The 20317-nt window shown below is 57.5% G+C and carries 21 protein-coding genes, 1 tRNA gene, 1 rRNA gene and 1 other RNA gene; 4 read left to right on the top strand and 20 right to left on the bottom strand.

All coding sequences use genetic code 11. The annotated features are described in order from the left end of the window. The 6 genes from QP990_RS02645 to ftsE all read right to left on the bottom strand — a co-directional run. Positions 1–65, bottom strand: a 16S ribosomal RNA gene (locus QP990_RS02645); the annotation flags it as partial. A gap of 804 nt (positions 66–869) precedes the next feature. Continuing rightward, positions 870–1250, bottom strand: a transfer-messenger RNA (tmRNA) gene (gene ssrA, locus QP990_RS02640). Positions 1251–1312: 62 nt separating this feature from the next. Further along, entirely contained in the window at positions 1313–1669 is a 357-nt protein-coding gene (locus tag QP990_RS02635) for a DUF488 domain-containing protein (RefSeq protein ID WP_023020832.1), read from the bottom strand. Beyond that, positions 1662–2165: an SsrA-binding protein SmpB gene (smpB, locus tag QP990_RS02630; protein ID WP_005322310.1), complete on the bottom strand. Its 504-nt coding sequence runs from the start codon at positions 2163–2165 to the stop codon at positions 1662–1664. Before smpB ends, QP990_RS02635 begins: the two co-directional genes overlap by 8 nt. A gap of 44 nt (positions 2166–2209) precedes the next feature. Continuing rightward, the gene (gene ftsX, locus QP990_RS02625) at positions 2210–3112 is read right to left on the bottom strand and encodes a permease-like cell division protein FtsX (RefSeq protein WP_023020831.1); all 903 of its coding nucleotides are present in this window, start codon (positions 3110–3112) and stop codon (positions 2210–2212) included. Continuing rightward, positions 3109–3798 carry a cell division ATP-binding protein FtsE gene (gene ftsE / locus QP990_RS02620; RefSeq protein ID WP_034656286.1) on the bottom strand — a complete coding sequence of 230 codons (690 nt, stop codon included), beginning with the start codon at positions 3796–3798 and terminating at the stop codon, positions 3109–3111. Before ftsE ends, ftsX begins: the two co-directional genes overlap by 4 nt. Positions 3799–3907: 109 nt before the next feature. Here ftsE and QP990_RS02615 point away from each other — a divergent pair, with 109 nt between their 5' ends. Continuing rightward, entirely contained in the window at positions 3908–5527 is a 1620-nt protein-coding gene (locus QP990_RS02615; protein WP_284798280.1) for an AbgT family transporter, read from the top strand. A 76-nt stretch (positions 5528–5603) separates the two neighbouring features. On the opposite strand, the gene prfB is transcribed toward QP990_RS02615, so the two are convergent. Continuing rightward, on the bottom strand, positions 5604–6701 hold the full coding sequence (gene prfB / locus QP990_RS02610) for a peptide chain release factor 2 (RefSeq protein WP_023020828.1): 1098 nt from the start codon (positions 6699–6701) through the stop codon (positions 5604–5606). A gap of 60 nt (positions 6702–6761) precedes the next feature. Between prfB and QP990_RS02605 the strand changes: the two genes are divergently transcribed. Together QP990_RS02605 and hisN are read left to right on the top strand one after the other, a co-directional pair. Then, positions 6762–7598, top strand: coding sequence for an inositol monophosphatase family protein (locus tag QP990_RS02605; RefSeq protein WP_023020827.1), 837 nt, complete (start codon positions 6762–6764; stop codon positions 7596–7598). Then, the gene (hisN, locus tag QP990_RS02600) at positions 7591–8373 is read left to right on the top strand and encodes a histidinol-phosphatase (RefSeq protein WP_023020826.1); all 783 of its coding nucleotides are present in this window, start codon (positions 7591–7593) and stop codon (positions 8371–8373) included. The genes QP990_RS02605 and hisN overlap by 8 nt, the downstream gene beginning before the upstream one ends. On the opposite strand, the gene QP990_RS02595 is transcribed toward hisN, so the two are convergent. The 4 genes from QP990_RS02595 to QP990_RS02580 form a co-directional block, all read right to left on the bottom strand. Next, on the bottom strand, positions 8370–8630 hold the full coding sequence (locus QP990_RS02595) for a hypothetical protein (protein WP_023020825.1): 261 nt from the start codon (positions 8628–8630) through the stop codon (positions 8370–8372). The genes hisN and QP990_RS02595 overlap by 4 nt on opposite strands. Next, positions 8627–10549: a ferrous iron transport protein B gene (gene feoB, locus QP990_RS02590; RefSeq protein ID WP_023020824.1), complete on the bottom strand. Its 1923-nt coding sequence runs from the start codon at positions 10547–10549 to the stop codon at positions 8627–8629. The genes QP990_RS02595 and feoB overlap by 4 nt, the downstream gene beginning before the upstream one ends. Continuing rightward, on the bottom strand, positions 10549–10794 hold the full coding sequence (locus tag QP990_RS02585) for a FeoA domain-containing protein (RefSeq protein ID WP_084279013.1): 246 nt from the start codon (positions 10792–10794) through the stop codon (positions 10549–10551). Before QP990_RS02585 ends, feoB begins: the two co-directional genes overlap by 1 nt. Before the next feature lie 259 nt (positions 10795–11053). Then, on the bottom strand, positions 11054–12142 hold the full coding sequence (locus QP990_RS02580) for a S1 family peptidase (RefSeq protein WP_023020822.1): 1089 nt from the start codon (positions 12140–12142) through the stop codon (positions 11054–11056). 149 nt (positions 12143–12291) lie between these two features. On the opposite strand from QP990_RS02580, the gene QP990_RS02575 reads away from it, so the two are divergent. Continuing rightward, positions 12292–12732, top strand: a complete 441-nt coding sequence (locus QP990_RS02575; protein ID WP_023020821.1) for a DUF1990 family protein — start codon at positions 12292–12294, stop codon at positions 12730–12732. Positions 12733–13037: 305 nt separating this feature from the next. Here QP990_RS02575 and QP990_RS02570 read toward each other — a convergent pair whose 3' ends face one another. The 9 genes from QP990_RS02570 to QP990_RS02530 all read right to left on the bottom strand — a co-directional run bounded on the left by QP990_RS02570 (position 13038) and on the right by QP990_RS02530 (position 20197). Further along, on the bottom strand, positions 13038–13859 hold the full coding sequence (locus tag QP990_RS02570) for a hypothetical protein (RefSeq protein ID WP_023027628.1): 822 nt from the start codon (positions 13857–13859) through the stop codon (positions 13038–13040). Positions 13860–13883: 24 nt separating this feature from the next. After that, positions 13884–14696 carry an ABC transporter ATP-binding protein gene (locus QP990_RS02565; RefSeq protein ID WP_023020818.1) on the bottom strand — a complete coding sequence of 271 codons (813 nt, stop codon included), beginning with the start codon at positions 14694–14696 and terminating at the stop codon, positions 13884–13886. A 2-nt stretch (positions 14697–14698) separates the two neighbouring features. After that, positions 14699–15682: an iron ABC transporter permease gene (locus QP990_RS02560; protein WP_023020817.1), complete on the bottom strand. Its 984-nt coding sequence runs from the start codon at positions 15680–15682 to the stop codon at positions 14699–14701. Beyond that, a complete protein-coding gene (locus QP990_RS02555) occupies positions 15672–16604 on the bottom strand; it encodes an iron ABC transporter permease (RefSeq protein WP_198010448.1) in 933 nt (310 codons plus the stop codon). Before QP990_RS02555 ends, QP990_RS02560 begins: the two co-directional genes overlap by 11 nt. A 29-nt stretch (positions 16605–16633) precedes the next feature. Then, positions 16634–17506, bottom strand: coding sequence for an ABC transporter substrate-binding protein (locus tag QP990_RS02550; protein WP_023020815.1), 873 nt, complete (start codon positions 17504–17506; stop codon positions 16634–16636). A gap of 142 nt (positions 17507–17648) precedes the next feature. After that, on the bottom strand, positions 17649–18095 hold the full coding sequence (locus QP990_RS02545) for an ABC transporter ATP-binding protein (protein ID WP_023020814.1): 447 nt from the start codon (positions 18093–18095) through the stop codon (positions 17649–17651). A gap of 528 nt (positions 18096–18623) precedes the next feature. After that, positions 18624–19385: a hypothetical protein gene (locus tag QP990_RS02540; RefSeq protein WP_023020812.1), complete on the bottom strand. Its 762-nt coding sequence runs from the start codon at positions 19383–19385 to the stop codon at positions 18624–18626. Next, the gene (locus tag QP990_RS02535) at positions 19378–19758 is read right to left on the bottom strand and encodes a hypothetical protein (RefSeq protein WP_023020811.1); all 381 of its coding nucleotides are present in this window, start codon (positions 19756–19758) and stop codon (positions 19378–19380) included. The genes QP990_RS02540 and QP990_RS02535 overlap by 8 nt, the downstream gene beginning before the upstream one ends. 362 nt (positions 19759–20120) lie before the next feature. Next, a tRNA-Met gene (locus QP990_RS02530) sits at positions 20121–20197 on the bottom strand. Positions 20198–20317: the final 120 nt, after the last annotated feature.

Raw genomic sequence — 20317 nt, 5'->3', positions numbered from 1 at the left:
TCGACTTGCATGTGTTAAGCACGCCGCCAGCGTTCGTCCTGAGCCAGGATCAAACTCTCCACAAAAAAATTTCAGAACAAATCCGAAACAGGCCGTGAAAAGCCCGAAACCCAACAAAAGAACAAACCACCACAAACCACACAAAATGCAGCTCATGCTGGCGTCCAAAAAATTACTACAAAGAAAAAATAAACAGTCCCCTCAACCCGACGGGGTCAAAAAGAGGAAACCAAAAAAGGTAAACACAATCACATGCCAACCAATCCATCTCAATGCAGCCGAAACACCAAACAGCATTCAAAAAGGTACGTGTTCCACATACCCAACCGGCACACACCAACCAACAAACCACTAAGCCTGCTGGCAGACAAACCAATCAACACACAACCATGCACACAAAAAATAAAAAGTACATTGGCACACTATTGAGTTCTCAAACATCACCACCAACCAACAGAAATTAACTTCCCGTTAACCTCTCATCGGCAGCCCGTACAAACTTACTCAACTCAAAGAACAAAGTCAAATCATCGAACCAAGTCCGTACAAAATGTCACCATCAAGTAACCTCCCGGCAACCTCCCGGCGACTTGGATTAATCTAGCCCACCACAACCAAACAACACAAATCCCCAGCATAACGGGCACTATGACAGAGTCTTACCTGGCTAAGTGGCCCCATAGCTACTAATGCCTCAAGGAAGCCTGCAATCGAGATGCTTTCTCCCATATTTGAAAGGCCTCTCTGGTGGACCGCTCCCCTTTAGGTGGGCGATCCCAAAAATGGATTGGGGAGGGCGGACAATTAACAGCAAGATGACCACCGGGCTCCTTGGATGGAAAAAGGCCCCCGATTTCTCGGGGGCCTATCGGTGGAGCTGCCGGGAATTGAACCCGGGTCCTTCGTCACCTTGCCAGGGCTTCTCCGTGCGCAGTTCGCACAGGATCTCTCCTCGGCCCTCCGGATCGGGCGAACACGTCCGGATGATGGGCCCAGTCACCAGTAAGAGTCCCGACTGGTCCTGATGACCCGGCCAGTCGGCTAGTTCCTTAGTCGATGCCAGGTTCTAGGTCAGGAACGAAACCTAGGCTGACAGACACGCGTCGCTGTAATTAGGCAGCGAGGGCGTAGTCACGCTGAGAGTTCTTCTCTGCGTTTATTGGTTGCTACGACGCTTATACGGTGGTCGTTAGCCTGCACCGGCACGCTTCCCCTGGCTCAGTGCACGAAGTCGAAACCAAATCAACCCCATGCGGTAGGGACGGGATAGTGCATCTTCCCTACGGTTCGTATAACACTACCCCACCCACTTTTATTTCCTCAAGTGCTCCTTCAGCCACTCTTTGAGGACCACTGCGTGGTTGACCTTGCGGTTGGCGGCGGCAAAGAGAAGGGTGGCGTCGGCAAGCGCAAGCAGCTGGGTGAGCTCTTCGGAGTCATTGTCATCCAGCTCAGCCTTGTAGCGGCGGGCAAACTCGTCGAAACGATCCTCGTCGTGGTTCCACCATTTGCGCAGCTCCGGACTCGGCGCGACTTCCTTGAACCATTTCTCGTAGTCCACATCGCTCTTGGCGACGCCCCGGGGCCACATCCGATCCACCAGCACCCCGACGCCTTCGATGGTGTCCTCACCCTTGATGACGTCGTGGACTTTCGCTGTCTTAAACATTGATGCCCTTCACGCGGCGACCGAGCTCGCGGGAGATTTCGCGATCCTGGTCGCGGCGCTTAATATCCTCTCGCTTGTCATAGTCCTGCTTGCCTTGGGCCAGCGCAAGCGAAAGCTTGGCGTAACCATTTTTGAGATAAACCTTGAGCGGAACCAGGGTCTTATTGCCATTGCGCACCTGGCCATAAAGTTTGTCGATCTCGCGGCGGTGCAATAAAAGCTTGCGGGTGCGCCTCGGGCTGTGGTTCGTCCACGAGCCCATGGAGTACTCCGGAATGTGGAGGTTCCGCAAGTACACTTCGCCATCGTCAATGGTGGCGAAGGCATCGTTGAGCGAGATTTTTCCCTCGCGCAGTGATTTAATCTCGGTGCCGAGCAGGACGATGCCACACTCGTATTCCTCGAGGATCTTGTAGTCGTGCCGGGCCCGGCGGTTGGTCGCAAGCGTAGCCTCGCCGGATGCCGCCTTCTTGTTTTTCTTGCCCTTCTTAGCCATAGTTATGCCAGTGTAGTGCCCTTTTGACTGGCCCGGCAAACAGACTATTTGCGTACATATGACCGCAGGGTGATATGGGCCGTGACGGCGGTAACCACCAGCGCTAGCAGGCCGACGAGCGGGAGGGCAATCCAGAGGTCGCCGGATTTCATAGGAGCCAGCAGCTGGGATTCATAAAGTCCCTGCAGGGACGGGTCTACCACTTGGGACTTGCCCAAGAAGATGCCGGCCCCGCCGAGGAGTACACCGATGAGGGAAGCCAAGACTGCTTCCATGACGAATGGCGCCTGCGTCATCCACCGGCTTGCGCCCACCATGCGCATGATCTCTGTTTCGCGAGTGCGGTGGAACGCAGCAATTTGCACCATATTAGCCACCAAGAAGATGGCCGCCACAGACATCACGATGGCCAGGATGAAGGTGGCATTGCGGATGGAGTCGAGGTTGCTGGCGGCATTGCGCACCTCTTGCTGCTGGTCGACGACGTCCTCTACCGCTGGGTTATCCCGAATCGCATCGATTGCGGAGGCGTCTTCTGGGTCTACAAGCCGCACGTGGAATGCAGCCGGCAGCGCATCAGGGGAAGTTTGCTCCACCATCACAGGGTCGGTGTCTTGGAAAAGTTCTTTGAACCGCTCATAAGAATCTGCGCGGTTGCGGTATTCCACGGACTCGACGGAATCATCCGCCTCCAACTGTTCCTTGATATCCGCACAGGCCGGACTCGTGCAGTCTGGATCCCCGGCAGAAATATCCTCATTGAGCTGAACCATGACCTCGACGCGGTCGAGGTAGATATCCTTGGTGTCCTTGGTCAGGTTGGTCACCATAATGCCGGCGACAACGAGCCCGACCGCAATCGCGGTGGTGATAATCATGGCAATGGTCATAGTCAGGTTGCGGCCAAGCCCCTTGGTGGCTTCGCGGAAAATAAATCCTAGCTTCATGCTTCCCCCTCATAGGTTGCCTCGTGCTCATCGCGCACGAGTACTCCATTGCGCAGCTCCAGCACGCGCTTGCGCGCCTTATTGACGGCGCGGGCGTTATGGGTGGACATGACCACGGTGGTGCCGCGGCGGTTGATGCCCAGCAGTAAGTCCATGATCTCGTCAGCGGTGGCGGGATCGAGGTTGCCCGTGGGTTCGTCGGCAAGCAGAAGCTTCGGCCGATTAACCACCGCGCGGGCGATGGCCACACGCTGCTGCTCACCACCGGAGAGCTCATGCGGATAGGCGTTGTGGCGATCGTGGAGTCCCACCAGCTCCAATACCTGCGGGACCGCAGTGGAAATGCGGTACTTACTCTTGCCAATGACCTCCAGTGCAAAGGCCACGTTTTGATACACCGTCAGCTTGGGCAGCAGGCGGAAATCCTGGAAGACGTAGCCGATGGACTGACGCAATGCGTTGATCTGCTTGCCGGAAAGCTCATTGACGTGGAAATCATCAAAGTAAATATCGCCTTCAGTTACGTTGCTGTAGCACACCATAAGCTCCAAGAAGGTGGACTTACCGGAGCCGGATGGACCGATCAGGAAAGCGAATTCACCATCCGCAATCTCGAAAGACACCCCATCGAGCGCTGGGCGGGACTCGGCGGAGTAGGCCTTAGTCACGTTGTCGAATCTAATCACGTGAATCACTGTAGCAACCAAAGTTGACACCGCGCTGTGAACTATATTTAAGTAATGTGGTCTAAGACACTAATTTGTTCCGACCCAATCGACAGAAAGTGCCGATACTATGGCCGAAACCGAAACTAAAGAAAAACCACGTTCTGCAAGCGGCTTCCTGGGCACTGTAGAAAAGATTGGCAATAAGCTGCCGGATCCGTTCTGGCTCTTCGTCATCCTCGAGGCAATCGTTGCTGTGACCTCCTGGCTGGGACACCTCATCGGTATGAGCGCCGAGGATCCTAAGACAGGCGAGACCATTGAGGTGCAATCGCTACTGACCACCGAGAATATCTCGCGAATGGTTACGGACGCGGTGGAAAACTTCACCAGTTTCCCACCGCTCGGCGTCATCCTTGCCGTGATGCTCGGCGTGGCCGTGGCCGAGCAGTCTGGTCTGCTTTCCGCTTTGGTGCGCGGCATGGTCACCAAGGTCAGTGCCAAGATGCTTACCTTCGTCGTGGCGTTGGCCGGTGTGACCGGCTCTGTGGCCTCCGATGCCATCTACGTCATCCTCATTCCGCTGGGAGCCATGGCCTTCCACGCGGTGGGCCGCTCCCCCATCGTGGGTGCAATGGTGGCCTTTGCCGCCTCGTCAGCCGGATTTAATGCCTCGCTGATTCTCAATATCACCGACCTCCTGCTGGCTGGTATTTCTACTCCAGCCGCGCAGTTCGTCGATGCCGAGTATGAGGTCAGCCCGCTGGCGAATATCTTCTTCGTCATCCCTTCCGCCGTGGTGCTTTCGCTCATCATTACCGCGGTCACGGAATTCCTCATGGTGAAAAAGGCCCGCGAATTGGTAGACCATGACCACATCAATTACGAAGAAGTCTCCTTTTCCAAAGCCGCTGGCGGCCCTTCCAACGCGGAAGGGGAAAAGGAAGAATACGACTTCACGGATGATGAAGAGGCCATGCGCATCAAACCCAATGAACAGCGTGGTTTGATAGCGTCCGGCGTCACCCTGGCGATCTTCCTCGCCGCCTTCTTCGCCCTGCTGTTTATCCCTGGTTCCCCGCTGGCGAGCCAAGAAGACAGCTTTATGGAGTCGCCGCTCATCAGCGCCATCGCGGTGCCCATTGCCTTGGCCTTCTTGGTATGCGGCATTGCCTATGGCTTGGCGGCTGGCACCGTGAAGTCCTTTGCTGATGTGCCGACGTTTATGGCCAAGGGCATCGAGACTCTCGTTCCCATGCTGGTCCTCTTTTTCGCCGTCGCCCAGTTCCTCGCTTGGTTCGAGTGGTCCAACCTCGGCGTATGGACCGCTATTAAGGGCTCCGAGCTACTCCAGCACTGGTCCCTGCCGCCGTTGCTCATGTTCGCCGCGCTGGTCGCCATGGTGGCACTGCTCAACCTATTCATTACCTCCGGCTCTGCCCAATGGGCGCTTATGGCCCCGGTCATCGTACCGATGATGATGTATGTTGGCGTCTCACCCGAGGTCTCCCAGATGCTCTTCCGTATCGGTGACTCACCGACGAATATCATCACCCCAATGTCGCCCTACTTCGCGCTGGCGTTGACCTTCCTGCAGCGCTACTACAAGCACGCGGGTGTGGGTACCTTGATGTCGCTCGCCCTTCCTTACTCGCTATGCATGCTGGTGGGCTGGTTCATCTTCTTTGTCATCTGGTACCTCATCGGTCTCCCGCTGGGACCAGGTGCACCGATGCACTTCCCCGCATAAGATTTCGCCGCGAGCTCAAGACAAAGGCCGAACTGCAGAGACAATCCTCTCAGTTCGGCCTTCGTTGTTTTCCTAACTAGTCCTGCTCTTGCTGCATGCGCCAGCGGATGCCGGATTCAAGAAAGCCATCGATATCGCCATCAAGCACCTTGGAGGGATCACCCACCTCAAAGTTGGTGCGCAGGTCTTTGACCATCTGGTACGGGTGCAACACATAGGAGCGCATCTGATTGCCCCAGGAGGCGTTACCACCAGCGCCCAGCGCGTCAAGCTCGGCCTGCTCCTCTTGGCGCTTGCGCTCCAAGAGCTTTGCCTGCAGCACGCGCATAGCCGAGGCCTTATTTTGAATCTGCGATTTTTCGTTCTGGCAGGTGACCACGATTCCGGTGGGAATGTGGGTCAGGCGCACCGCGGAGTCGGTGGTGTTGACGGACTGTCCGCCAGGGCCCGAAGAACGATAAACATCGACGCGCACATCATTGTCCGGGATATCGATGTGGTCGGTCTGTTCCACCACCGGCAGGACTTCCACCTCGGCGAAGGAGGTCTGGCGTCGGCCTTGATTATCAAAAGGCGAGATGCGCACCAAGCGATGCGCGCCTTGTTCCACGGAAAGCTGGCCGTACATGTACTCACCATGGACTACGAACGTGGCTGACTTGATGCCCGCTTCTTCCGCGTAAGAGATGTCATAGACATCCACCTTGTGGCCGTGCTTTTCTGCCCAGCGGGTATACATGCGCATAAGCATTTCAGCCCAGTCCGCCGCATCCACACCGCCGGCACCAGAACGAATATTGATAACCGCCTCACGCGGGTCATACTCACCGGAAAGCATGGTGGTGACCTCTAGGGATTCGATGGCGGACTCCAGGGAATCGAGCTCCTCGTCTGCCAGGGAAGAATCCCCTTCCTCTTCCGCAAGTTCGTACATGACGGGCATGTCCTCGAGACGCCCGCGCAGCGCTTCTAGCTTGCGAACCTTCGCCTGCGCTGCGGAAAGCTCAGAGGTGACTTTTTGGGCATGTTCGGGGTCGTCCCACAGGGATGGATCCCCGGCCTGGGCCTCTAGTTCCCGAATGCGGGCAGCCAAAGCCTCTGGGTCCATGACCTTCTCAATGGTGGTCAGGGTGGATTCTAGTTGCTTGAGCCGTGCTGTTACTTCGGGACGCATAGGCCCCAATCCTACCCACCCGGCCATCACAATTAGCCATCGGCCGCGTTTAGGGTGACAATGGTGGGCATGGATCAAAAGCCGAGCTTGCAGGAGATGATCGACGCGGTCATCAAGACCTTTATTGTCGCGCATGCGGATGACGGGGATGCGCACCTTGCGCAGGCCCTCGTCTATAACGCCGGACGCTTGGCGTGGCGCCTGCGCGAGATGGGCGTTGACGTGGAGCAAAAGACTTCCATCTCGGACGTTGTCACGGATGCAGACCGCGCGGCCGAGCGCTTCGTCGCGGGCGTGCTCGAGGCCGTGCGCCCGGAGGACGGCATCCTGGGTGAGGAGGGCGCCGCCCGCGAATCCCAGTCCGGCCGCACCTGGGTCATTGACCCAGTCGATGGCACCTACAATTTCTCTTCCGGCTCCGATTATTGGTGCTCTGCCCTCGCGCTTGCCGACGCCACCGGGATCACCCTCGGCGCCGTCCACCGCCCCGCCATGGGTTATACGTGGTTCGGTGGCCGCGACTACCCCACTTCTCTGGACGGCAAAGAAGTTTCCCGCCTTGCGGCTCAGCCAGCCAAGCAGATTTCGCTATCTACCTATTTGCACCCGACCTCGCTGATGGATGCGGATATCCGCGGGGCATGGCAGCGCGTGGCGGAAAACTTTGCTACAGTCCGTATGCTCGGTGCCGGTTCTGTTGACCTGTCCTCCGTAGCCGATGGCACGTGGGGCGCATGGATGCAGCATTCGGTAGCGGATTGGGATTGGTTCCCCGGCAAAGCTCTCGTTGAAGCAGCCGGTGGTGCCGCCCGCAAGGTAGAAGCCGGCGGTGTCGAATGGTGCCTCGCCGGCAATAAATTGGTAGTGGATCAGATGGAGGATTGGCTCCGTGGGTAAGTTCAAAGAAGACTTGGGCCTCGCGCTCGAGCTGGCGGGCCATGCCGATGTGGTAACCATGCATCGTTTCGAGGCCTCGGATCTTTCCGTTAAGGAAAAGCCGGATATGTCTCCCGTATCGGATGCGGACCTCACCTGTGAGAAGCAAATCCGCGAATCCCTCAAGCGCTCCCGCCCGCGCGATGAGGTGCTGGGCGAGGAATACGGCGGCGAGGCCTGTTATAAAGGCCGCCAGTGGGTCATCGATCCCATCGACGGCACCAAGAACTTCGTGCGTGGCGTGCCCGTATGGGCCACGCTCATTTCCCTCTTGGAAGACGGCGAACCGGTGGTATCCGTCGTCTCCGCTCCCGCCCTGCGCCGCCGCTGGTACGCGGCCAAGGGCGCGGGTGCCTTCCGCGTGTTCGGCGGCGAGCCGAAGCGTTTGAGCGTTTCCCACGTAGAAAAGCTCTCCGATTCTTCGCTGGCGATGAGCTCGCTTACCGGATGGGCTGAGCGCGGATTGCGCGATAAATTCCTCGCGCTAACGGATAAAACGTGGCGCCTGCGCGGCTACGGAGACTTCTGGTCCTATTGCCTCGTCGCCGAAGGCGCAGTAGATATCGCCGCCGAACCGGAGGTTTCCCTGTGGGACCTCGCTGCGCCCTCGCTCATCGTGACCGAGGCCGGCGGTACCTTCACTGACCTTGAAGGAAACCCCGGCCCGCATGGCGGATCCGGCGTAGCCTCCAACGGACTGCTGCATAAGCACGCCCTCGCCGCGCTACAGGGCTAGGGTCTTCTCCGCAGCTGGAGCAGCACCGGACCGCGGTGCTCGGTAGCTGCAGCGGAACAACCACCCGCCTGCGCGCAACTGCCGCAGCCGCCGGTGGGGCACGAAGTGAGCGATTCACGCACCAGCTCCGCCGTGCGTTCGAGGTGGGCGAGGATGATTTCCACGGTCCCCTGCCCTAACCCAGTAGCTTTTGCAATGTCAGCCGGGTTGGATTTTCCCTGTTTAATGGCCTCCTTGACCTGCTCCGTGGGGCTCATAGGAAGACCTTGAGGACTTGGAAAACTCCCACCGCCAGGATCCAGGCGGAGCCGAGTTGTAGGGCGAAGCCGATGAGTGTCCACTTCCAGCCTATTTCTCGCCGCTGCGCGGCTACCGTGGCTACGCACGGGGTGTAGGCCAGCAGGAATACCATGTACGCCCATACTGCCGCGAGCCCGTGCCCGCCAGAGGCCGCATCAAAATCAGCGCGGATATGGCTGGCCAGTGGGGATTCTGCTTGCTCTTCCGGTGCATCGTCAGTGACGTCTTCGACTGCGTACGTCTGTGCCCACGTGGAAATGAGGGTTTCCTTCGCCACGAATCCGGTGACCAAGGGTCCGGTCAGCGACCAAGAACCAAAGCCTGCCGGGGCAAAGACGGGAGACATTGCCTGAGCAACGGCACCATAGGCGGAATCCTGTGGCGGCACTGCCTCTTCGTTAAAGGAGTGCCCGCCGGTGACCGGGATGGACATGAGCAGCCAGATGACTACCACCGTGGCCACGATGATGCCGCCGGCGGTATGTAAGAAGCCCTTGAGGCGCACCCACATTACTGAGATGGTGAGTCTAAAGGTGGGCAGCTGATAGGCCGGAAGGTCGATAACGAGGGCTTCGGCCGGCATGGCCCGCCACACCGTGCGGCGCAGCGCCAGGCCTACCAACACCACCAAAGCGATGGACAGCACGTACATGGCAAATACCGCGGAACCGGCATGAGCAGGGAAAAATACCTGTGCCAGCATCATAAATACGATGAGACGCGCAGAGCATGAAGTAAAGGGAATAAGCAGGCAGGTGAGGATGCGGTGGCGGACGTCGCCAAGCACGCGCGTGGCTGAGATAGCCGGTACATTGCAGCCATAGCCCACCACGATGGGGATAAAAGCCTTACCCGGCAGGCCGATGGCGCGCATCACGCGGTCAGTGACCACGGCCGCGCGCGCCATATAGCCGGAATCCTCCAGCACCGCCAAGCACAAAAACATCAGCGCAAGAAGCGGCGCGAAGGTGAGCACCATGCCTACACCACCGATGAGACCATCCACCAACAAGCCTGTGAGCAGCCAGTTATCCGGGAGGATGCTGCGCGCAGCGGCGGAGACCGGGCCGGTGATGAATGCTTCTAATCCGTCCTGTAGCGGACCCGCGACAGTAGTGGTGATGAAGAAGACCGCCCACATCACCGCCAGAAACAGAATCGGCCCGAGCACTGGGTGCAAGACTAGGCGGTCCGCGCGGTGGCTGAGCGGTTCGCCAGTATCCGTCCGTGAAACGGCAGCTTTTTCCGCCGCGTCCAAATCCACAAAGCGCTGGTCTAGGTCAGCATTGGGCCGGATGGTCCGCGGATCAGTGTGCATTGCACGGGCAACCTCGCGCTCGAGCGCATCCAAGTTTTCACGCCGCCGACCGTTAACGCTGACCACCGGGATGCCCACCTCGTGTGAAAGCGCGGACGTATCGATGCTTATGCCCTGCTGCTTGGCGATGTCCTCCTTGGTCACCCCAATCACTACCCGGTATGGGTGCTCCGCAATCTGGAAAGCGAGGTTCAGTCCGCGCGCCGGCGCAGTGGCGTCCACGAGCACCACAACCACATCGGGGCGCTCACACGGCGGAGCCTCCACGAGCATATCGCGGGTAAATTCCTCGTCTGGGCTCATTGGATCCAATGAATAAGCACCAGGAAGATCAATGATGTCAAAGGCCTCTGGCTGCGCATTCCACAAGCCACGGCTTATCTCAACGGAGGTACCTGGCCAGTTTCCGGTCTGCACCTTCGCTCCGGTTAGCGCATTGAACAAGGTAGATTTGCCGGAATTTGGAGCCCCGACCAATGCGAGGACCGGCGTTCCCTCCTTCGCAATGCGCATCGAGGAGGTGGAATGGCAGCTCGGCGCAGCGGTTTTCCGTGCCATTATGCTGCCACCGGGATGACTTCGAGCTGGCGAAGAGTAGCCGCATCCACCGCATAGTGGGCGGTGCCTACGGTAACTAGGCGCGCGCCGCCGGCTACCTTGCGGCCGATCTGTACGCGCACACCTGGGCGGAAACCTAATTCCCGCAAGCGCAGCGCCAACGCCGGCCGCTCGTCGATGGCGTGCTGCAAGCAGCACTCAGGAAGTTCCACCAAAGCGTCTACCGGTGCCTGATCGGCGCGCATACACTCGGATTTTTCGCACCCCGGTTTGCGCCGGGTGCGGGACAATAAGGACAGCTGCAACATCGCGCGGTTACCTCAGTTCTCTCTGACCGGACCATGCCGGTGATATTAGCCACACCTAAGTAGCTACTAGATAAGGCTAACCTTAGTCCGCCTAAGCTTTTCACACAAGCTCCGATTAGTTGTGATTATCGGCACCGGGCAGGGACGCAAAAAGCCCGCTCCCCGAGCTGGGGAGCGGGCGAATGCCTCAGTACAGCTAGTCTTCAGGCAGCGTGAAACCGGCACCTACGCCACCGCGGCGGTTCATATCCGCCAAGACCGCATCCATATTGGTGGCAGCAGTCGGGTTATGAACCGGCCCCTGCAATGGGGTACGGCACGGGAAATTCACCGGCAGGAATCCACCGGAAATGGAACCAATGAGGCGGCCATTGACGAGCAACGGCGCACCAGAATCACCCATCATGGCGCAGACTTGGTTTACCTGAATCTTCTTTGCCTGCTGATAGGTAATACCGCAGGTCTTGCCGGTGGCAACGCCCTGCTTGCACACCTGCTGGCCCGGTTTGACGCCACCGCCTAGTTCATTGACAGTTACGCCATTGTAGGAACGGGACACCTTAGCCTTGGAGCCGAACTCAATGACGGCGTAGTCCAAGTCCTCGTTCTTAGACACCACGGTGCCCGTCGGGCCGATTTGCTCCGAATCAGCGGAGGTAACTGAATCGCCCACATTGCCGCAGTGGCCAGCGGTCAGCCCCACCTTGCGGCCACCATTATCGTTGCCTGCCGCGGTCAGAGTACACATCGTCTTGTCATTGACGTAGAGCGGGGTGCCTGGACCATAGAGGGAGTCACCCTGATTCATGGCTGCAACAGACTCTTCTGGAATGCGTGGGGCATCAAACATGGAACCCGGCACACGGTGCAGGACGTAATCAGCCTGTGGCTTTCCGGCGGCTACCTTGGAAAATCCATCGTTTTTCCACTTATAGTTCGGATTGGTTCCCTTCGGTTTAAACTCCGGCTGGGTAGCCTGCTCCGCTAGACCGATGGGATTCGGATTAGTCATCGGCTCCGCGTACTGTCCTTGCTGCAGGTTCTGCTGCACGGCTTGCTGCGCGTTGCGCACAGAGGAATCCACGGCATCGGTAACATTCTTATCCACCTGCGGGGTCTGGATGCCGACCCCCGCTAGGTTATCGCGGACCTGGTTAATAATCCCTGCGGAGTCGAAATCCGGTTGGGGCAATTCCTGGGCGCCTGCGGCCGGGGAACCCAGGAAAAACGCACCAGCGAAAGCCGAGCCCACTAGGACTTTCTTGAGGTGCGGAATGCGAAGCATCAAGGTACCTACTTTCAGTTGTCAACATCGTGCAAACTCGATAGTGGCACGAAAAAATTGTGGAAACAGCAAACTCTTGTGACTGTGTCCAAGCCGTTATATTTCTTCCAGACTTCGGGGGTGATCACCCCTCCCCTATCATGGAGAACATGCCCACACCGCTGTCCTATTCTGATGTCTCCGACTTTCCACAGCTGCATATGTCGCGGGTTATCGATGCTGACTTTGACGCCGCCGCACACCGACTTTTCCGCTGGTCAGTACAACGCAGCGGCCTTTTCCGTGTCCGCCCGACCCATGAGGTTGTGGAGCTCGGCGCGGAGGTCACCCTCGGCTTGGGTCCATGGGATTTTCACTGCCGCGTAGTCGATGTCTTCCATGAGGATGGCCGCTGCGGATTCACCTATGGCACCCTCCCTGGACACCTCGAGCGCGGCGAAGAGACCTTCACCCTAGAGCGTCTGCGCGATGGTCGCACGGTATTGCTTATCGACGCCGCCTCAGAGCCCTTCCTACCCTTCCTGCGCCCCCTTGTGGACGTGCCGAGGCGCCTGCTTATCAGCAGGCTATATCTCCACGCGCTGGACTAAGCGGCAACGATAGCCGCATTCATCTCGCCTTTAAGCTGTCCGTTCTACCTTTTTGTGGTGCTCACCAGGAATTGAACATCAGGTCATGCTGGGAGCGGCAGCAGCTTAGGACAGCCGTGGGTTCGTTGACAAGCAGCACCTGTGGATCCTCTACTAAGGGTGCAACCTCTTCTCCCCCATCACGTTAAGAGAACTTTTTCCTCTACGGTATCCACAAAAGATCGGATGATTGCCGAGTATATTTCGATCAAATAAAGCCGCCTCCCTGTAAGGAGACGGCCCTTTAATCCGAAGAAAACGTGGATCTAATTCTTGCGTTTATCTTCGATGGATTCGCGTGCGTCACGAACAGCGCCCTTGACGCGATCGAAGAATCCGCCCTTCTTCGTGGTCTCTTCTTGGTACTCGTGAGCCTTATCTTCCACAAAGCCCTTAGCACGCTGGAAGGCATCACCTACGGCGCTACCTGCCTCCGATGCCTTCCCCTTCAGCTGGTCCAAACGCTCATTGCCAGCCTCGCCGGTGACGTCATCTGCTTCGTCTCGGTCATCGCCAGACATCTCTGGATCTACATCCAGATCATTGACAGAGGTTGGGGTCTCGCCCGAGGCTTCCAGATCAATGTTTGGCTGCTGTGGGGCAGAACCAATGTGTTCTTCCTTCGCCTCACCTACGATGTGCTGGCTCGGTGCATAGTCCGCGTTGTTCTCATCCAGCGCTTCCTGCAGGTCCGGCTGCTGTGGGGCAGAACCAATGTGCTCTTCCTTTGCCTCACCTACGATGTGCTGGCTCGGTGCATAGTCCGCGTTGTTCTCATCCAGCGCTTCCTGCAGGTCCGGCTGCTCTGCGGCCTTGCCAACATGTTCTTCCTCCGCACCAGCGACAACGTGGTTCTGCGGCTCATACTTGCTTGCGGTGGGCTCATCTCCGTCCGCAGATGGCTTACCGACCGGCTTGGACAGGCCGGCAGCACCTGCGGCGCCCGCAGCAGCTGCACCAGCAGCGACACCCGTAGCCGCCCCGGAGGACTTGTCAGACTTAGCAGCTGAAGACACAGAATCCTCAGAAGCTAAGTACTTGTATTCGTTACGGTCCAAGTCGACCTCGTGGCCTAGATCGTTTGCCATTGCTACTTACTCCTTTTAATAGATTTATCTTCTTCCTTCTAGGGTTCCAGAAAGTTCAGGAGCGTGCACGGAAATGGGGATAGGAAAGCGTCTACCGGTGGTTGGATCAGTCATCTCTAAACACTCAACTTGGAAGGTTTCGCGTACGAGTTCAGCGGTCATCACCTCCTCGGTAGGCCCTTCGGCCACAATGTGCCCCTCACGCATGGCTACGATTCGATCGGCGTAACGCGCAGCATGGACCATATCGTGGACCACCATGACCACTGTGGTCCCGGCACCATTGAGGTCTCGGATGAGCTCCAAGATGGACAGTTGGTGCGCAGGGTCGAGGTAAGTAGTCGGCTCGTCAAGCAAGGTAATTGGTGTTTCTTGGGCCAAGGTCATGGCGAGGAAAACACGCTGGCGTTGACCGCCGGAAAGGTCTGCAGCAGGGACGTCGAGAAGGTCGCTCACCCCAGCACGCGAGGCAGCACGCTCAACCGCTGCATGATCTCCGGCCCGCATCGTCGCTAGCGCCCCTGTATAGGGATAGCGGCCGTAGCCGATAACGTCGCGCACTAGTACCCCTTCCGGAGCCGCAGGGTGTTGTGGCAGAAAAGAAACTTCACGGGCAAAGGCACGCGAGGAATACTCACTAATTTTTTGGTCCGCGAGGTACACCGCGCCTGCGCTGGGCGTAAGTTGGCGCCCCAATGTTTTGAGAAGCGTCGATTTGCCGCAGCCATTCGGCCCGATCAGAGCCGTTACTTGACCGCTAGATAAGCGGAGATTTACATCTTTGACCACATCGGGACCACCGTAACCCACGGTCAATCCGCTACATGTCAATGTCATGTCTAGCCTCCATTTCGCACTCGGGTTAGCCCAGTCAATAGGAAAATGAAATAGGGTGCGCCAATCAGCGCGATGAGCGCGCCAACGGGGATTTCCGTGGGGGCGAAGGCCCAGCGACCGAACGTATCGCATACAGTCACGAGGGTCGCGCCGCCTAGGGCCGCCACGGGCATTTGCCGGCGCAGGTTCGAACCAACCATCAAGCGGGCAGCATGTGGGACGATGAGCCCGGCGAAGCCCAAGACCCCAGCCGCGGCGACTCCCGCTGCGCCGAGGATAACGGCCAAAGCTATTGCTATTAGGCGCCACATCTTGGCGTTCACTCCAATGCCGGCCATGGTGGAATCATCCAGTGCGAGCATATCCAGGTGTTTTGCCACCACCATCGCGGCGGTTAGGGCGAGAAGGATAAAGGGGGCGACAATAGTGGCGTCGCCAAGCGAGCGGGCGTAAAGCGAACCTTTCAGCCATGTCATGGCCGCTCCTGCCTCTGGCGCGGCGCGCACCAGGAGCAATTCGGTGATGGCACCCAGCCCAAAAGATACCGCCACCCCGGTAAGGGGCAGGCGCACCGGATCGCTTGCCCCGCGTCCGGCGAGAAGGAGAACCAACCCAGTTCCAGCCAACGCGCCGATAAAGGCGATAAAGGTCAGCAGGTGGGCCGGCAGGGCGCCTGCTCCCATAAGTACCGCAACGGCCGCGAGCCCACCGCCGGAGGTAATACCCACCGTATCTGGTGCGGCCAAGGGATTGCGTAGCGCGGATTGCAATATACAGCCAGAAACAGCCATGGCACTGCCCGCGCAAATACCCACCAAGATCCGCGGTGCGCGGTACTTCCATATGAGCGGATCTCCGGTAAAGAAGCCAGTGGTCACCTCGCCCGGCGATTTCATCACCGCACCGACGCCCATGCCGATAACTGCGCTCAATATCAACGCCAGGATGAGTCCTACTAGAACCCCTACAATTCTCTTATGCCGCATGTCTCCTCCTCCCTAGCGCATGGACGGACCACAGCACTAAGGGCATGCCAGCCAAAGAAGTCACGATGCCCACTGGGGTCTCGGCTGGCGCCCAGATTGCCTGCCCAACCGAGTCGGCCACCAGAAGCACCGCTGCTCCTACAATTCCAGCCACACATAGCCCCATGCGATGGTGCGGGCCGCACACCCGCCACGCTACGGTCGCGGCCATCAGCCCCAAAAATCCAATCGGCCCGGTTGCGGCTACCGAAGGAGCAACGAGCACTACCGCCGCCACAATGGCGGCCAACCGAATGCGCTCCGGCTTCGCCCCCACAGCACCGGCCACGGCATCGCCAGCTACGAGCAAGTCCAGCGTTTTCGCACCGACTAAAGTCAAGGGAACCACGACCAGCACAGCGATCAGCGCGGGCATAATATCGCTTAGGCGTACACCGGCAAGCCGGCCAGAAAGCCACGACATCACCGTCGCCAGTTGAGCTTCATCCACCACCAGGAAAATGGAGGTCAAGGCGCTACACAGCGAGGAAACGGCAACGCCAACCAGAACCATGCGCTGGATCGCACCGCTCTTGCCGACGCCCACCGTCACCCCCACAGCAATCCCCGCACCCAGCAGCGCACCGGGCAGCTGGTCAACGCTCGAGGTTTCGCTTCCTAAAAACATTGCGGTTGCGACTGCACCGAGTGCCGCACCGGAGTTCACACCAGTGATGGACGGATCGGCGAGCGGATTCGCGGTTGCCGTGCGCAGCAATAACCCACCTACACCTAGTGCAATACCGACCACCGTGGTAGCAAGGAGACGGTCAAAAGCCACGCTATGCAGCTCTTCTTCTAACCACGGGGTATCAACTGGCACCTGAACATGGCGGAGCCGCCACCACCACACAAAGGCAGCGGCAGCGGTTGCAAGGACCAAGCAGACGCTGGCTTTAGTTCGAGGTGCCACTACTTTTCAGCGGCGATAATGTCATCGAGCATATGCTCGGCAGATAATGGCCCGCGGGCGCGCGACCAGATATCTTGGTCTACCTCTACGATGTCACCGCTGCCCTTGGCATAGGGCGTCTTTTTAAACGCTTCGACGTCCTTGTACATAAAGACTCGGTCAGCCTTCATTCCAGGGAGCTTATCGCCGGTCAGTTCCGCTACATCAGTCTTAGATTCGATAGAAGACTTCTCGCCTTCGAAGGCATAGTCATAGCCCACTTTACTCAGTAGCGACTGAGAGAAAGAGGGGTTGACCCAGGTATAGAGCATCTCGCTGGACCAGCCAGCCACGACAGCACGACTACCCGGCTTTACCGTGTCCTTGGTCTGAGCAATCTTGTCCTCGATGCGCTGACGGACATCTTTAGCCTTTTCCTCTTTGCCGAGTTTGGCCGCGATCTCATCCATCGAGTCCAGCACGTCCGAGTAAGTTTCATCTGGGTAGGATTCCGTCTGCGCAATCTCTTCCAGTTGCGGCATGATATCAGCTTGACGGGTAGGGCTAGCCAAAATCAGATCTGGTTCCAAAGACTGGATAACTTCTAGGTTCGGCTGCTTGGCTTGGCCCACGGAGGTCGCCTGACCTAACTGTCCCTTCAACGTAGTTGGTGCCTCCGACTTGCCGATTTCCACGATTCCCACTGGGTCCACATCGAGGGCCTTGAGAATTTCCTCATAGCGCCAATCGAGCGCCACAACTCGCTCGATTTTCCTATCTTCACCCGGTCCCTGAGAAGAATCAGAAGAACACGCAACAAGGCCTGCGCCTAGGGCTAGGGTGGCTACAAGTGCGATAACTGCACGCACATTCATGAAGTCTCTCTTTTGCATAGGCTTACCTTAGCTTTATAAGGGTTTACTGTCTAGAGCCTGATTGCTTCCCTCTCCATGACGGACCATGCAGCCACAGGATGAGTTCCATGAGGGATAGCGGTGAGGAGCGGAAACCGAAATCCGCTCTAGCCACGATCATCTACAGCCTCTGCGAACGAACTCCAAACTGCGGTCTTTGGTGTTCATCTTTCGAATGCTCTAGCCCTTGAGCACAGCGCGGGAAACGATGACGGGGGGCGTCGCTGAAAGGATCGTCCCAGATTTCTACATCGATACCGTAGGCTGCGGCTAAAATATCCTTCCGCAGTGCTTCCTTGGGAGTCCCCCGGGCTATGACCTCGCCGTTGTTCATAACCGCCCTGGTGTCGGAGTACTGACCAGCCAACATGTGGTCGTGCAGCACAACAACGACTGTCTTACCAGCGCGGGCTTGCTTGCGAACGAGCTCCAAAACACTAATCGCGTGGGCGGGATCAAGGAAGGTCGTAGGCTCGTCGAGCAGCGGCACCGGCGCGCCCTGAGCCAGAGCCAGTGCAAGCCGTGCCCATTGCCGCTGGCCGCCGAAGAAAACGAAAATGGCCCTCATCGGCGAATGGGGAGCAGTTCATCAATCTAGAGGGGCTAACTGTCATTGGCCTTACAACGGTTCCATATCTATAGGCTATGCGAAGTTTCCATAGCCAGAAATGGTGCTCACCCATAAGAACGCTGATACGACGAAAGCCGCGGCGAATGTGAAGGCAAAAGCACGCCATGATCGGTCGCTAAGCCGATCCTTTTTCAACATGTAGACAGATATGGCTAATACACCCAACACCACCAATGAAGGTAGAGGTAGCCCATAGAAGACGAAAGGTATTGGAAGCCATGTGGACAGGAGCACTCCGCCATAAAGGGTTGCGACGCCCAAGACAATTCCAAAAAGTATTCCCGGAATGATCGTTCTTTCTTTCACAACAAATTCCTTACCAATCAGTTTATCTTAATCAGGCCACCGTTTTTAGCCTGCGCATGACATTCATGGGCCTGACCCCGGAAATTAGACACGTCGGGGGGTCAGGCCCCAGTTTTCTATCTCCAAAGTAAACAGACCCAAACCGCTTTTGAGTGGCAGCTAGATGATCGGTGATTGTGAATTGTCTAGCCAGGCCACGATGTGGTTTTCGGCTTGTCTCGCGGACGGTAGTTTGTCGAGGCGGCGGTCTCCGTTATGGTTCGTGAGAAGAAGCGGGAAGTAGTTTCCCTTGGCATTAAACTTGACCTGGAGGGTCTCGCCGTGCGAATTCTGGTACGTAACGAAGCTAGCGGACGGAGCCTCCGACAAGTGAGTCAGCCACTTGGGTACGGCTTTGGCAGAGGCGTAACGTTGCTCGCCCAATACAGTAGACGAGGTGGAGATGTCAGTGGTTTCGTCGCCTTCCAAGATCGGAATGCCCAAATGCGGGACCGAAATGGCGATGCCCTGGTGGAGGCCGAGCGCTGAAAGTTTTCGGGCGTCGCTCGAGAGATTTTCCGTGGGGATGTCGATTTTGGCTTGGCCGGGAGCTGGTGGTTCAACCTGCGCCAACTGCGCAATTGCGTCGAGTGCCACCATAGACTGAGGTGTATCTTCGAGGGCGGTGATGGCCAAGTTAAGAGACTCGCGCTGCGACGTACTCGCCGTGTACAACTCGAGCGAGTCGGACTGATTCACTGAATCCAGCAGGATGCCGAGTATTTCGCCTTGGTAGGCGTAGATGGCCTCATCGATGGCGGTGGTGTCATGAATATTGCTCAGCAGGTGGTGGAGGTGCTCAGCGGCATCCGAGTCCATGGATTGGTCGTAAACTTTCGCATACAGTCGTCCGATGAGCAGCAGTGCGGAATCGCTATGCATAGTCTTTCGCTCCGTAAAAGTCGAAGGGGTACGGGTGGCTGATCTTCCCGGCGAGGGGGTTTCGATCCTGTGGAGCGGAAAGCCATCCGGTGATGGCGCTGAGCACTTCGGCAGGCAGGCGCACTTCTTCCCCTTCTGCTGCAGCGAACCTGTAGCTGAGGGCGCCGGGTTTGTCAGCGTTTCCGTCAAGTCGCTCGGCCAGCTCGAATATTGTCAGCGCAGTGATATCTGCAACGAATCTGATTGCGTCATCAGATGACAGGGGCCCTGTTTCCTGGATTCGCGTGTGAAGCTGTTCCATGGTTGGCGTGACGATGTCTTCGAGGTCCGATTGAAATTGCGTCAGCTGTTCGTTGGTGGGCTGCGTTAACACTCTTATAACACTCCAGGGTTCCACGGGATATTTGTAGGTTGAGACAAGCCTTGTTGCTTGAGCTTCTCGATACCATAATCGGTTAGTGCTTCCGCTTCAGATTGGCTGAATCCGACCGAGGTGTGCGCCTCTACCTCGATGGCTCTCACTTCGTTCCGAGTATAGGTATCGACGTCAGGACCGAAATTCTTGGCAAAATCATCATATCCGCGTCGTTGTGCTGCAGTGATCTCTTTGTGAAGCGCAGATCCGGTTGCGGGATTGCGCGGTGCAGGATTTTGAGACTAGTGCACCAAATGGCGATTTCAGCATAAAACGAAAGAGACCCCTACCAGCGTTTCCACTGGTAGGGGCCCGGAAGTTGGTAGCGGGGGCAGGATTCGAACCTACGACCTCTGGGTTATGAGCCCAGCGAGCTACCGAGCTGCTCCACCCCGCGTCGAGATGACTTCCATCATCTGCGCTTGAACAGTACGTTAACACTAAGTGTATTCGCTCTGTCCTGGCGACTCATGTAACTATACATAGGGAAAGGCACCTACCCAAATCCGCTGGTCAG

It is taken from the genome of Corynebacterium sp. MSK071 (assembly GCF_030232125.1).
Lineage (GTDB): Bacteria > Actinomycetota > Actinomycetes > Mycobacteriales > Mycobacteriaceae > Corynebacterium > Corynebacterium kefirresidentii.
This window is presented reverse-complemented; position numbering and strand designations above follow the sequence as displayed.

Bases quoted from the DNA above. Each gene is read 5' to 3' on its own strand.
- QP990_RS02575 (WP_023020821.1), top strand. From the start codon at position 12,292: ATGCCCACACCGCTGTCCTATTCTGATGTCTCCGACTTTCCACAGCTG.
- smpB (WP_005322310.1), bottom strand. From the start codon at position 2,165: ATGGCTAAGAAGGGCAAGAAAAACAAGAAGGCGGCATCCGGCGAGGCT.
- QP990_RS02615 (WP_284798280.1), top strand. From the start codon at position 3,908: ATGGCCGAAACCGAAACTAAAGAAAAACCACGTTCTGCAAGCGGCTTC.
- feoB (WP_023020824.1), bottom strand. From the start codon at position 10,549: ATGGCACGGAAAACCGCTGCGCCGAGCTGCCATTCCACCTCCTCGATG.
- QP990_RS02570 (WP_023027628.1), bottom strand. From the start codon at position 13,859: ATGGCAAACGATCTAGGCCACGAGGTCGACTTGGACCGTAACGAATAC.
- QP990_RS02605 (WP_023020827.1), top strand. From the start codon at position 6,762: ATGGTGGGCATGGATCAAAAGCCGAGCTTGCAGGAGATGATCGACGCG.
- QP990_RS02540 (WP_023020812.1), bottom strand. From the start codon at position 19,385: ATGCATAGCGATTCCGCACTGCTGCTCATCGGACGACTGTATGCGAAA.
- prfB (WP_023020828.1), bottom strand. From the start codon at position 6,701: ATGCGTCCCGAAGTAACAGCACGGCTCAAGCAACTAGAATCCACCCTG.
- QP990_RS02565 (WP_023020818.1), bottom strand. From the start codon at position 14,696: ATGACATTGACATGTAGCGGATTGACCGTGGGTTACGGTGGTCCCGAT.
- QP990_RS02580 (WP_023020822.1), bottom strand. From the start codon at position 12,142: ATGCTTCGCATTCCGCACCTCAAGAAAGTCCTAGTGGGCTCGGCTTTC.
- QP990_RS02595 (WP_023020825.1), bottom strand. From the start codon at position 8,630: ATGAGCCCCACGGAGCAGGTCAAGGAGGCCATTAAACAGGGAAAATCC.
- QP990_RS02550 (WP_023020815.1), bottom strand. From the start codon at position 17,506: ATGCAAAAGAGAGACTTCATGAATGTGCGTGCAGTTATCGCACTTGTA.
- QP990_RS02635 (WP_023020832.1), bottom strand. From the start codon at position 1,669: ATGTTTAAGACAGCGAAAGTCCACGACGTCATCAAGGGTGAGGACACC.
- QP990_RS02560 (WP_023020817.1), bottom strand. From the start codon at position 15,682: ATGCGGCATAAGAGAATTGTAGGGGTTCTAGTAGGACTCATCCTGGCG.
- QP990_RS02545 (WP_023020814.1), bottom strand. From the start codon at position 18,095: ATGAGGGCCATTTTCGTTTTCTTCGGCGGCCAGCGGCAATGGGCACGG.
- QP990_RS02585 (WP_084279013.1), bottom strand. From the start codon at position 10,794: ATGCGCGCCGATCAGGCACCGGTAGACGCTTTGGTGGAACTTCCTGAG.
- ftsX (WP_023020831.1), bottom strand. From the start codon at position 3,112: ATGAAGCTAGGATTTATTTTCCGCGAAGCCACCAAGGGGCTTGGCCGC.